Origin of the sequence: Pedobacter sp., assembly GCF_041662865.1 — a bacterium.
In the GTDB taxonomy this organism is placed as follows: Bacteria; Bacteroidota; Bacteroidia; order Sphingobacteriales; family Sphingobacteriaceae; genus Pedobacter.
In genome coordinates, this window is the sequence record NZ_JBAZRL010000022.1 from 21,817 (window position 1) to 35,120 (window position 13,304).

Here is a 13,304-nt window from a genome sequence, read left to right on the forward strand (position 1 = left end):
TTAATTAAATGAAATGGTATATGAACCACCGTTTTCGTTAAATCCAGAAATAGTTGTTTTACCATTTGGAGATGTAGGCAATGCTTTTTCAATATCAGCAGCACTATTTACTGGTTTACCATTTACTTTCGTAATTAACAATCCTTTGCTCACATCCCAATAATCGAACAATTTTCCTTGCTCTACATTAGTCACTACCACACCATCCTTAACACCAAATTTAGCTTTTAATGCTGCTGATGCTGGTGCAAAACTTGCTCCCAATTTGCTAATTGTTGCTCCAGTTGTTTTGCTTTCTACATTTTTTGCTGCTAACGTAATATTGCTTTCTGGTTTTAAAGTTACACTTACATTTTTAGTAGAACCATCCGCTTTCAAAACTGTTAAAGCAATTTTATCGCCTGGGCGCATACGGCCTACTTTTTCTTGTAAATCTGGTGAGTCATAAATTTCTACACCCTCTACTTTTTTAATGATATCACCTTCTTTTATTCCGGCAGATGCCGCACCACCACCCGGAAGTACACTGCTTACATATAAACCATTGATATCTTTCACGTTTAATTTTTCGGCAGCATCAGCATCTAAAGCTTGAAAAGTCACACCGATGTAACCACGTTTTACAACACCATATTCTTTAAAATCTTCTAATATTTTTTTTGCCAAATTTACAGGAATTGCAAACCCGTAACCTTCATTTCTTCCAGTTTCTGAGGCAATTGCCGAATTGATACCTACTAACTCTCCATTTGCATTAACTAATGCACCACCACTATTTCCTGGGTTAATTGCCGCATCCGTTTGAATATAAGATTCGATAGAATTATTTGCTGGACGTTCAGGCATTTTACCAGTTCTTTGATATTCTTCGTACTCTTCGCGAGTTGGTTGTTGTTGAGTTCTGTTTAAAATACCAATATTACGTGCTTTTGCACTCACAATACCAGCAGTTACAGTAGTTTGTAAATCTAGTGGGAAACCTACCGCTAAAACCCATTCACCAACTTGGACATTATCTGAATTTCCCATTTTAACAAAAGGTAAACCATTCACATCAACTTTAATTAATGCTAAATCTGTATTCGGATCTCTGCCAATTACTTTTGCTGTTACTTTGCGTCTATTTGATAAAACAACTTCAATTTTATCTGCATTTTCTACTACATGATTGTTTGTTACAATATATCCGTCGGCTGTTAGAATTACACCTGAACCTGAAGCAGCTCTAGGTACGCGTAATCTCCTTCCACCATTACCAAAAAATTGTTCTAACATATCATCCATTCCACCACCATTGTCATCAGATGAACTATTTCCGTATGTTGTTTTAATATGGACAACTGCTGGAGAAACTGCTGCAGCAGCTTGTACAAAATCTACCGCACCCGATGATCCAACTTTAATTGGATTATTGGCAAACATCATATTTTGCTTCTCTGTTAATGAAAAGTTATCGTTGTTGCGCTCTAATAGTTTATAAGCGCCAATTGCAACTGCACCTCCTAAAAATGCAGCTAACACTATTAATCCTATTTTTTTCATTTGTTATTATATTGTTTTTTTTAATGGTAATGAAGCTATCATGAGCTTTCTATCTTATTTAAAAGAGTGGATGCCCATGATGGTTTTCATTTGTTATTTATTAATTTATTCTTTTTACGAATGATTTACTCAAATTTAATACCATATAAACGATATTTGTATAGCAAATACATCTAATTTTGTGTTAAAAAATGTTAAATCAAATTTAACTATTGATTTAACATTAAATGCAAGCAAATATTAGATGCTTAAATGAAGAAATAATGAACATAAAATTCTATAAATATCAAGGTGCAGGTAATGATTTTATTTTAATTGATCATCGCGTTAGTGAATTAAAAAACATTGATAATAAGCTCATAGCTAAACTTTGTGATCGTCGTTTTGGCATTGGAGCTGATGGTTTGATGTTCTTAACAAATCATAAAGACTATGATTTTGAAATGGTGTATTACAACTCTGATGGCAATATAGGAAGTATGTGTGGAAATGGTGGTCGCTGCATTGTGGCATTTGCCAAATTTTTAGGAGTTATTGATAATGAAACTAATTTTTTGGCAGTTGATGGCCCTCATTATGCCAAAATTACAGCAGAAGGCAACTGGGTAGAGTTGCAAATGATTGATGTTGACACGATTAAAACCGATGGAAGTGCTTTTGTATTGAATACTGGCTCTCCTCATTATATACAAGAAGTTAAAAATTTAGCAGAGCTGGATGTATTTACAGCTGGCAAAAATATTCGCAATAACGATACTTATAAATTGAATGGCATTAATGTAAATTTTGTTGAGGATAAAGGCGATTATTTGTTTGTGCGCACATTTGAGCGTGGCGTAGAAGATGAAACTTATGCGTGTGGCACGGGCGTTACTGCCGTAGCAATGGCATTGGCGCAACAAAAACAACCCGGACATATTGAAATTCCTGTTGAAGTTTTAGGCGGTAAACTGCAAATCAACTTTGATTATGACGGCTCGAGATTTACTAATGTATTTTTATGCGGTCCAGCTGAACAGGTTTTTGAAGGAGAGCTTAATTTCTAATTCCCTTCCGCTAAATATGCTGCAATTGCGATTTTAATTTCTCCAAAAGCATAAGACTTACCCAAATGCTCGCGAATATCATTCATTCTAATAGATTTTAATTTAACGATAGCAGCTGTAATTTCATCCAATTTCTTTGTAGAAATCAGATCACTCGCTTTTACTTCTTGTTTTGCTACAAAATGTGCTAAATGACCTTCAATTGTACTTTGCGTTACTTTACGTTCCTTTGCTATTTCAGCTAATGTTTTGCCTTCTTTAAATAAAGCTAACGTAACTTCCTTTGTATCTTCTTTAGGCGTAGCTGGTGTTTTGGGTTTTCTTATCGACCTTGGCTTACTAAAATCATCTTCTTCTGTCGGATTAAATTCTTTTTTATTTGGCAAGGTGTAAGCTGTTTTAATCTGCTCTTCTCTTTTCGCACATGTATACAAAGCCAGCACTTCTTCTTTAGTTAATTCTACACCGTTATTTGCTGCAGCCAACATTGCTTTTGCTTTACGGATTTTTTTAAATTGCTCGTAAAACATGGCTTCCATAGCTAATAGTTCAGCCAAATATTCTTTTGTTTGTTTTTCGGTTTTAACTATTTCTATTAATTCGAAAATAGAATCGCTCATTTGTTTCAATTGTGGATTGAAGTAGTTAACCGCCGCTTCCGTTCGTTCTAAAAGTAAGTTTAAACTTTCGGCATTACCGATAATAAACAAGCGTTCTATCTGTTTTAAAAATTTATCAGCATTTACTTTTAGTGCTATTAAATCTTGTTGCAATTTTACCGCCCAAGCTAAATGAGTTTGCTTTGTAGATCGTTTTTCATCTTTGGTATAACTAAAAACATGTTCAAAAACATAATTATCAATGACCGTAAAATTGAAGCTTTGCAAAAGTGAATGTTTTAAAAACGCGTCACTTTCCTTTTTAATCTGAACAACCAAATCCTCTTGCTGCTCTTTTGTTCTTGCAAAATAAGTTACATTTTGATCTTGTCTAATTCCCTTGCCAGAAATTAATGAAGTAAGCACTAAACCATTTAACGAGCGTAAACGTGAAAGTGCCACATAGATTTGTCCAGGTGCAAATGCATCTCCAATATCTATAATTGCTTTATCAAAAGTTAAACCCTGACTTTTATGAACCGTAATTGCCCACGCTAATTTTAATGGAAACTGCGTAAATGTTCCAGCAATTTCTTCTTCTATTTCATTGTTTACTTTGTTGGCTGTGTATTTAATATTTTTCCAAGTATATTTTTCTATGATTAAATTTTGCCTCGAACCATCGGTTTGTACTTCAATAGAATCATTACTTAATTTAGTAACCACAGCTATTTTTCCGTTAAAAAATCGTTGTTCGCCAGTTGGATCGTTTTTAATAAACATCACTTGTGCACCAACTTTTAGTTCTAAAGTTTTTTCTGCTGGATAAGCACTTTCACTAAACTCTTTTTCAATAGTAGCATGATATAAAAACGATTTGTTTTCTAACTTATTCAAGCTATTTTTATTTAGTGTATCTGCTTTGCTATTGTGGGTAGTTAGGGTAATATAATTATCCGTAAGTTCAGGTTGATAATTTTCTTTATAATATGTTTTAAGCAGAGCGATATCTTGTTCATTAACCTGGTTATTCCGCAGATTATTTAGTAAATGAATAAAAGTTTCATCCGCTTGGCGATAAATTTTCTCCAATTCAATATAAACTGGTTTATCCTTTTCCAAAGCCAATGCATCAAAGAAAAAAGCACTTTTATAAAACGAACTTAATAAGTTCCATTCGTCATTTTTAACTACTGGTGGTAGCTGATGTAAATCGCCAATAAACAACACTTGCACTCCGCCAAAACTTGCTGAATTATTTTTACGGATATAACGTAAAACCATATCAATTGCATCCAATAAATCTGCCCGCAACATACTTACTTCGTCAATAATTAATAATTCTAAATCAAGCAAAATACGACGCTTAGTTGCGTTCATATTCAAGTGCTTTACAATAGATTTTGGAGTATGGTAATGTTGATATGCTGTAACAGTAGTAGTTGGCGCAACTCTTGGTAAAAAGGTTCCAAATGGCAACTGGAAAAGTGAATGAATAGTTACACCAGCTGCATTAATTGCCGCAATGCCAGTTGGCGCAACAATTACTGCTTTTTTATGGGTTAAGGAAATTAGATTTCTAAGAAATGTAGTTTTACCTGTACCAGCTTTACCGGTTAAAAAAATATGTCTCGACGTTAAATTAATAAATTTTGCAGCAAGCTGGGCAGGTTGTAGTTCTTCTATAGGTTGTAACATTTTATTCTTTAAATCACAGGTTGTACAATATACATTTTTCGTTTTGCAAATTTTATGGTTTGTACAAAACTGTGTTAGCTGCTTTTTCTAATTCTTCCTAATCAATAGGAAACCTTGAAAATCAAACCAGTCGAAATCTTTTTTATCGTTGTCATAATAACCGTTCATAGTAGTTACTACAAGTTTAATATCATAGCGCTTTGTTTGATGAATGAATTGCATTTTTTCTGAAGGATATTCATAATGACTATAATCCGCTTTTATAAGTTTATCTGTTTTGTACAGATTGTAAGCCTCTTTTGCCAAAGCATTTAAATTAAAATCAAAAGGATTTTCTTTACCAACAGTTATTGTTAATCTGTTATTTTTTTTACTTCCTTTCTTTTCTGGGTTTTGATGTAATTTGAAGATAGTTCCATCGAATACTTTTGTGGAATCTGAATATTCGTCAAATGAGAAAATTGCATCATAACCAGTTACTGAGATTACTCCTTTATCTTTATTAGCAAAGTTAACATTCTCATTATCGTCTTCATATCTAGAATCTTTAACTTTTAATAAGCTGAAAGCAGTATCAATTTTTTGATTTTTTATCTCGTAATTGTAAACTCCTTTAGATTTTACTTTAGCATTGATTTTTGTCTCTATATTTTCTAAATCTGCAGTTGTAAAACTTTGTAAGGAAGTTAGCCCGTGTCTATCTACTAAATACCTTACCACTTCAGATTGTTCTGCGATTTCCTTTTTATTTGTGCTTTTCATTAACATTTTTAGTCTCGAAATTTGTGAATATTTTGAAACTGAAAATGCGCTTTGTGGGCCATAAGTTGCCAGCAATGCTAAAATACAAAGGCTTATCGGAATGATTTTAATATTTTGTTTTTTACTGATTAGGAAATAAGCAGTAATTGCAGTGAGCCATACTCCTAAAACAATTAAAATATATCTGGATTCTGTAACTCCATAACTAAAAACTCTTTTTCCAATTGCAAGCAACAAAAGTACAATTAACGGAATCATCATTAAGTAAAAGAACCTAGAGAATAGTCGCATCCAACCATTGCCTTCTTTATCCTTTATTGGATAAATTAAAAGCAACGATAAAATTCCGAATACCGCATAGCCTAAAATTAAAGTAGAAACTAGGCCTTTGGGTAAAGTCCACTGAAAAATAATTTTTACTTCATAAACCAAGAGAATGCCTAAATAGATTGTCATTAAAGGAATAAGCACGTATTGTGTGAAAATTTTTAATCCCTTTGGGTAAGATTGTTCTTCATTTTGCGCTTCAAAATTATCTGGCATTCCAGCTAAAAAGAAAATAGTAGTAAATCCTGCACTTACCACCGCAAAGAGTTTCATGTAAGTTTTATATGTAATATCTACATCAAACAAACCATCTATTGCTAATAAGGCAACCGCTAAACCTGCATATAAAACAGCAGCATAAAATGCAGATGTTAAAAATCGAAGGAAAAGTGTTTTATTATACTGCCAAAAACCATTAAGATTTGATTTGCCGATAAAAGGTGCAAAGGCAACTAGCAAATGAAAAGCAAAAGCTAAAAGAAATATTCTATAAACATCTATTAAATATCTCCATGGATTAAGCAAAAAGTATAAACCTATTGAAATTCCAAGTACAATAATTCTTAATATCCACTTTTTGGATTTTGAATAATGATGAACTTCACAAAATAGATCTGTAGCCAATAAAAGTGTTAGCGCTAAATTACAAACTGCTAAAGCTGTTACTAAATTATGTGTATGCTCTTGCTCTTTATAATCTAAGTCAGTTAAATACCACCATATTCCAGTAGAAATAATAGCAATTAAAAATTGTAGAGGGAAGCGCATAGAAACTCGATTAGTTCCTTGCCAGAGCATTTGTAAAGATGGTAGTTTCATAATCCTAATCTGTGCTTTAAAGATACGATAGATATTAAGTTTTGGTAAATGTTAAATATTGTTATTTAATGTTAAATTTATTTAACTAAATTTTTAGTATTAAAGATTTAGTTATACCTTAGTCCAACCAAACAAAACCTCACAAATGAAATTTATAAGCCTAGCCGTCTTGCTTTCCTTAAGCTTTTGTACGGCAATTTTTGCGCAAAATTCTTACTCAGTTAAAGGAATTGTTGCAGATACTGCTAACAATAGCAAACTTCACAACGCAACAATTAGTATATTAAATGCTAAAGATTCTACATTGTTTAAATATACCCGTGCTTCTACGACTGGTTCATTTGCAATAAACTCCATGAAAAAAGGAAATTTTATCCTTTTGCTCACCTATCCAGATTATGCGGATTTCGTTTCAAATTTCACTCTTGATTCCGTTAAAACTATAATAGATTTTAAGCAAATCAACATGAAAACTAAGGCCAGATTACTTAATGAGGTAATTATTAAAGGTCAAGCAGCAGCGATTAAAATTAAAGGCGATACCACCGAATTTAATGCAGGGAGTTATACCATCCAGCCTAACGATAAAGTAGAAGATTTGCTAAAGAAATTTCCTGGTATGCAGGTAGACAAGGATGGAAAAATCACAGCACAAGGAAAAACAGTATCTAAAGTTTTGGTAGATGGTGAAGAGTTTTTTGGTGATGATCCAACATTAGTGACTAAAAATTTAAGAGCTGATATGGTAGATAAAGTTCAGCTTTTCGAAAAGTCAAGTGATCAAGCTGCTTTTACTGGTGTTGATGACGGGCAAAAAACAACAACACTTAACATCAAACTTAAAGAAGATAAAAAGAGTGGTTATTTCGGAAAAGTTGATGCAGGAATTGCAACTAATGATTTATACCAAGGACAGGTAATGTTCAATAAATTTAAAGCCAAGCAAAAATTTTCATTATATGGTACATCTAGTAATACCGGGAAAACTGGTTTAGGATGGGAAGACAATGGTAAATTTGGCGGTGGAAGCGATAATGTTGAATTTATAGATGGTGGAATGATGATCAGTGGAGGAAGTGGAGATGATTTGGATTCTTGGGGTGGAAGATATTATGGCGAAGGTATACCAGTGTCACACAATGGCGGTGCACATTATGATACTAAGTGGAATTCAGATAAACAATCGTTAAATACAAACTATAAAATTGGTTCTTTACGCGTTACTGGCTCCAACAATACCATCACTCAAAACAATTTAGTTGATAGTATTATCAATAGTAACTCTACCAAACTAACTGACAATTATATGTTCAGACAAAAGTTAGATGCTACATATCAAATTAAATTAGACACCACTTCTAACTTAAAAATAATGGCAGATGGAAGTTTGAAAAACAACGAAACTACAAACGATTATACTTCTGTGAGTAATCGTGGCGATAATAGTTTACTTAACACAACCAAACGCACTGTAGATAATAATGGAGATGAAAAGGCATTTAATTTCTCTGCTTTTTACACTAAAAAACTTAAAAAAGTAGGTAGAAATTATTCTGTAAGATTAAGTGAATCGATTAGCGAAAAAGATAGTGAAGGTTTTTTAAATGCTAAAAACCAATTTTTTAATCCAGAGGGTATAAATTATAAAACAGAAATTACGGATCAATTTAAAACTGTAAATAGCAAAAGCAATGTGTTTAATTCAAACCTTACCTATAACGAACCTCTTAGTAAGACTTTAGCTTTAGTCTTAAATTATGGATTAAGCATTAACAATAGTAGATCTGATAGAAAATCTTTCAACAAATCTACACTAGGCAATTACGATATGTTAGACGCCGATTATAGCAATGATTTTAAGGCAGATCAATTAATTAATCAAGCTGGTGCAATATTCAATTATAAAAAGCTGAAAACAGTAGTAAGTTGGGGCACTAAAATAAGTGCTGTTAACTTTAATCAGCACGAGGCTTATTCAAATACCAGTTATAAAAGAAGTTTTACCAATTGGATGCCACAAGCAAGTTATCAATATAAATTCTCGCAACAGAGTTCATTCAGAATAGGTTATAGCGGTTACACAAATCAACCATCGGTAGAGCAATTACAACCTGTAAAAGTGAATACAGATCCTTTAAATATTCCATTAGGTAATCCTAATTTAAAGCCATCTTACAATAACAGTTTCAATGTAAATTACAATTCGTACAAAGTATTAAGTAATCAATCTATTTATTTAAGCGGTAGATATAGTTTTGTTGGAAATCAAATTGTAAACAATACAACTATAGATAAATCAACAGGTAAAACAGAATATCAATCTATCAATTTAACTGGTAAGACTCCTTTTAATTATAGTGCATATCTTGATTTAAACAGAAAAATTAAGTTCTTAGGAATTAATGGCGGTATTAGTTTAAATACCTCTGGTAGTACTTCATATAATTATGTAAACAAAGAGCTTAATAAATCGACCTCAAATAATTATTCAGCGAACATCTCTTTAAGTAAATACAAAGAGAAAAAATATGACTTTTACTTTTACTTTGGCCCAAATTACAATACACAACAAACTTCTTTACAAAAAAATGTCAACAACAACGGATGGGGAGCTGATGGTGGCGCACAATTTAGTTTATACTTGCCCGGAAAAATACAGTTAAAATCTGATGCTAATTATGAATATACTGCTAAAACACAATCATTTGCTGAAGATTTTACTCGAGTAATATGGAATGGATCTATTAGCAAAGCGTTTTTTAAAGGAGATAACTTAAAAATGACTCTTTCTGGAAATGATTTATTAAATCAAAATACTGGATTTAGCAGACGCGTAAGTGGAAACATGATAACCCAAAATAGTTACACTACAATAAAACGATATTTTATGTATTCAGTAAGTTGGGATTTTAGCAAAATGGGGGTAACCAAATAATTATAGCATGAAAATTAATCAAATTACAATCGCCTGTTTGTTAGTAGTTGCTATGCAATCAGCGTTCGCTCAAAATGCTCGTTTTGCTGAGCATGGCACCATAGAGTTCGAAAAAAGAGTAAATATGTTTGCCCTTCTTAAAAAACAAATTACTTCACGTAACGAAAGTTACATGAAACCGATGTTCGAAAACTATCAGAAAACACAGCCTCAGTTCAAAGTTTTAAAGAGCACATTAACTTTCTCAAAAGATCAAACTTTGTTTAAACCAGTAGAAGAAACTGTTCCTGCTAATAATATGTGGGGTGATTTTGCTGCACAACAAAACAACACCATTTACACAAATACTGTAGCTGGTACGAGTATAAGTCAGAAAAAAGTATATGAAGAAACTTATTTAGTAAAAGACAGTACAAGAAAAATTAATTGGAAAATTACCAATGAAATTAAAAACATTGCTGGCTATGATTGTCGTAGAGCAAACGCATTAATTATGGATTCTATTTATGTAGTTGCTTTTTATACAGATGAAATACCAGTTTCTGGTGGCCCCGAATCGTTTTCAGGTTTACCTGGGATGATTTTAGGAGTAGCGCTGCCTTACGAGCACACCACTTGGTTTGCGACGAGTGTAACAGACCAATCCATAACAGAAGATAAATTGAAAGCACCTGTAAAAGGAAAAGCAACAACTAATGCTGGGTTAATAGCTACATTACAATCGGCATTAAAAGATTGGGGAGATTATGCAAAAGATGCATTTAAAGCTTTTCTGTTATAACCAAACAAAAGAAATAAACCAAATATAAATGGCAAGCTCAATCTTATGATGCTTGCCATTTTTGTATAAAAGAAATCTGAAGTATAAATTCAATCTTCAGCAGTTTTGCTATAAACGATCTAGTTTACAAGCAATTTGTATCCTTTACCATGTACATTTAAGATCTCAACTTTAGGATCTTCTTTTAAATATTTACGAAGCTTACTTAAAAAAACATCCATGCTCCTACCATTAAAGTAATTGTCATCATGCCAAATACTTAATAATGCTTCTTCCCTAGTTAAAACAGTATTTTTCTTTAAACAAAGCAATTGCAAAAGTTCAGCTTCTTTAGTAGATAATTTCTGCTGTTGACCATTAAAATGTATCAACTGTGTGGTATAATCAAAGGTATATTGACCTATTTCAAAATGAGTTTGCACTGGTTCATTTGAAGTATTTTCTTTCGCTGATGCTCTTTTTAACAGTGCATTAATTCGCAATAACAATTCCTCAATCCGGAAAGGTTTAGTAATATAATCATCACCACCTAAATCGTAAGCAGAAGCTTTATCTTCCATCATAGCTTTAGCAGTTGCAAAAATAATAGGTACATGTTGGTTCGTCTTTCTAATTTCCTTGCCTAATGTGAAGCCATCTTTTTTGGGCATCATTACATCTAAAATGCATAAATCAAAGTTTTGTTTAGTAAAGGCCTTTATTCCCTCTTCACCATCCGTACATAAAACAACCTCAAACTTGCCTTTCAACTGTAGGTAATCTTGTAATAACATACCCAAATTAGGATCATCCTCTACTAATAAGATCTTCTTCATATCTATTTAATTGCTTTGTTTAAATGGCAAGCACACTTCAAATGTAGTTCCCTTATCTTTTTCACTATGTACTTTTATTGTTCCGTTCATTTCGTTTACAATGTCTTGTACATAATTCAAGCCCAGTCCAAATCCTTTTACATCATGTAAATTGCCAGTTGGCACTCTGTAAAACTGATCGAAAATGCGCTTGGCTTGGTCTTTCGTCATTCCAATTCCTTTATCACTTACTTCAATATACAAGTTTTTGACATCGTTTTTAGTAGTTATTACAATCTGCGGTTCGCTTACACTATACTTATTTGCATTATCAATTAAATTGTAAATCACGTTAGATAAATGTAATTCATCACCCATAATTACATCCATTGTTGCATTTAAATTAAGTGTAACAGTCGCATTCCTTTTTTGCAACTGCAGGTTCATGCTATCCACTACGGCAGTTATTAAATCATTTATCTTAACAGGATTAAATTCTAGTTTTATTTCCTTTTTCTCTAATCTCGCAACACTTAATACACGTTCTATATGATTACCTAAGCGTACATTTTCATCATAAATAATATTCGCCAGTCGGTTAATTCTGCTTTTATCTTCTACAACCTCTGGATCTTTTAGAGCTTCGCTGGCTATCATAATGGTAGCAACAGGAGTTTTAAATTCATGAGTCATATTATTAATGAAATCTGTTTTCATTTCAGATAGCTTTTTCTGTCTGATAATGGCATAAATAGTATAGGTAAAAATAAAGATGAGCACTAAAAGCAATCCAGCTGATGAAGCCATAGTAGCAGACAGATTGCTAAATATTAAGGAGTTCTTTCTTGGAAAATAGATATACAACATTCCTGGATCTCTTATAATATCTTTACTAAACAAAGGCAACTTATATAAACCCGAAGGAGTAATATACTCCTCGTTATGAGCTGCATTTTGATAAATTACTGAATCCTTTGTTGCCAGTTTTACCCAAAAATCATAGTCAATATTTATATTCCTAATGAGTAATTCCTTTTTAATCAACGTGTCTAAGTTATCTCTTTTAGGAATTCTTTTTACCAACGGGACATCTTTATCAGCCATCTCTTTAGCTGCCTCCTGGTAAACATTTACACTTCCATCATCTAATAAATTAACAGTATCTGCCCTTAATTGCAATAGGGCCTGCTGGTATCTTCTTTTAGCAATAGCGTCCTCTATTTTGAACTTCTTAGCCATTGCGCCATCAATAGTAGCAACAGAAACCCCCAATGGTTTTAAATCTCTAGGATCTTGCACCAAATATCTAATGGTATCTGGCATAGTGTTGGGCGATAAATTAAACGTCCTGGCTCTATTAGGATCATATCTTAGTGCAGCTATTCGGCGAAGAATATTCCCATTCGCATCCATCAAATCTTTAGTAACCATTAATACACCCGAATGCGTTAAATCCGATAAATTAGCATACTCTTCTTCAGAAATAACTACCGCATCTCCAAAGTTCATTCTAATTAATGTATCTTGATAATTTAGTGCTGCTAAAATTTGACGATACTTTTCTTGTTTTCTTTTTTCTTCCTCTTTATTAAATTTCTCTTTTAAATCAACGTATTTTTGAGCTCTATCTAAATCATTTTGCTCTTTTTGTATTTTTAAATCAAGATCTTTTTTAGTGATATGGGAAATTGCATTTTGCTTTTGCACCTTATTAACCACAGCATTTAATGCTTGGTTTACATCTTGTTCAAATAGCTGAGATTTTAGCGTATACGATTCCTTGATGTAATACAATTGCATTACAAATACACCCAGCAATGCTAGGGTCATTAAGGCGGTTATTAACCAAAGACTTCTCTTCTTCATTTAAACTATTCAAAAATAAATGATTAATTGCCAAAAAACCGTGTTTTAACACTTTTTAACACAGTAACAACCAATGGCTTAAACACAAAAAAACCGTCCTTTATGGAAGGACGGTTTAATAACAAACTGTTTTCT

At 32.5% G+C, this 13,304-nt stretch carries 8 protein-coding genes; 3 read left to right on the forward strand and 5 right to left on the reverse strand.

Annotated elements, in window-relative coordinates; genetic code table 11:
- Positions 1-1,542, reverse strand: coding sequence for a trypsin-like peptidase domain-containing protein (locus tag WC622_RS09265; RefSeq protein WP_372819410.1), 1,542 nt, complete (start codon positions 1,540-1,542; stop codon positions 1-3).
- A 263-nt stretch (positions 1,543-1,805) separates the two neighbouring features.
- On the opposite strand from WC622_RS09265, the gene dapF reads away from it, so the two are divergent.
- The gene (dapF, locus tag WC622_RS09270; protein WP_372819411.1) at positions 1,806-2,588 is read left to right on the forward strand and encodes a diaminopimelate epimerase; all 783 of its coding nucleotides are present in this window, start codon (positions 1,806-1,808) and stop codon (positions 2,586-2,588) included.
- Here the strand turns inward: dapF and WC622_RS09275 are convergent.
- Both WC622_RS09275 and WC622_RS09280 read right to left on the reverse strand, forming a co-directional pair.
- Complete coding sequence (locus WC622_RS09275) at positions 2,585-4,885, reverse strand: helix-turn-helix domain-containing protein (RefSeq protein ID WP_372819412.1); 2,301 nt, start codon at positions 4,883-4,885, stop codon at positions 2,585-2,587. The genes dapF and WC622_RS09275 overlap by 4 nt on opposite strands.
- An 87-nt stretch (positions 4,886-4,972) precedes the next feature.
- Positions 4,973-6,793, reverse strand: coding sequence for a DUF4153 domain-containing protein (locus tag WC622_RS09280; protein ID WP_372819413.1), 1,821 nt, complete (start codon positions 6,791-6,793; stop codon positions 4,973-4,975).
- A 145-nt stretch (positions 6,794-6,938) separates the two neighbouring features.
- Between WC622_RS09280 and WC622_RS09285 the strand changes: the two genes are divergently transcribed.
- Both WC622_RS09285 and WC622_RS09290 read left to right on the forward strand, forming a co-directional pair.
- Positions 6,939-9,728, forward strand: a complete 2,790-nt coding sequence (locus WC622_RS09285) for an outer membrane beta-barrel protein (RefSeq protein WP_372819414.1) — start codon at positions 6,939-6,941, stop codon at positions 9,726-9,728.
- A gap of 7 nt (positions 9,729-9,735) precedes the next feature.
- Positions 9,736-10,509, forward strand: coding sequence for a GLPGLI family protein (locus WC622_RS09290; protein ID WP_372819415.1), 774 nt, complete (start codon positions 9,736-9,738; stop codon positions 10,507-10,509).
- 119 nt (positions 10,510-10,628) lie between these two features.
- Here WC622_RS09290 and WC622_RS09295 read toward each other — a convergent pair whose 3' ends face one another.
- Both WC622_RS09295 and WC622_RS09300 read right to left on the reverse strand, forming a co-directional pair.
- Positions 10,629-11,324 (reverse strand): response regulator transcription factor, encoded by a 696-nt coding sequence (locus WC622_RS09295; protein ID WP_372819416.1) that lies wholly within the window; start codon positions 11,322-11,324, stop codon positions 10,629-10,631.
- A gap of 6 nt (positions 11,325-11,330) precedes the next feature.
- Positions 11,331-13,169: a sensor histidine kinase gene (locus tag WC622_RS09300; RefSeq protein ID WP_372819417.1), complete on the reverse strand. Its 1,839-nt coding sequence runs from the start codon at positions 13,167-13,169 to the stop codon at positions 11,331-11,333.
- Positions 13,170-13,304 lie beyond the last annotated feature (135 nt).

Coding starts and splice junctions, on each gene's coding strand:
- WC622_RS09265 (WP_372819410.1), bottom strand. CDS start 1,542: ATGAAAAAAATAGGATTAATAGTGTTAGCTGCATTTTTAGGAGGTGCA.
- dapF (WP_372819411.1), top strand. CDS start 1,806: ATGAACATAAAATTCTATAAATATCAAGGTGCAGGTAATGATTTTATT.
- WC622_RS09275 (WP_372819412.1), bottom strand. CDS start 4,885: ATGTTACAACCTATAGAAGAACTACAACCTGCCCAGCTTGCTGCAAAA.
- WC622_RS09280 (WP_372819413.1), bottom strand. CDS start 6,793: ATGAAACTACCATCTTTACAAATGCTCTGGCAAGGAACTAATCGAGTT.
- WC622_RS09285 (WP_372819414.1), top strand. CDS start 6,939: ATGAAATTTATAAGCCTAGCCGTCTTGCTTTCCTTAAGCTTTTGTACG.
- WC622_RS09290 (WP_372819415.1), top strand. CDS start 9,736: ATGAAAATTAATCAAATTACAATCGCCTGTTTGTTAGTAGTTGCTATG.
- WC622_RS09295 (WP_372819416.1), bottom strand. CDS start 11,324: ATGAAGAAGATCTTATTAGTAGAGGATGATCCTAATTTGGGTATGTTA.
- WC622_RS09300 (WP_372819417.1), bottom strand. CDS start 13,169: ATGAAGAAGAGAAGTCTTTGGTTAATAACCGCCTTAATGACCCTAGCA.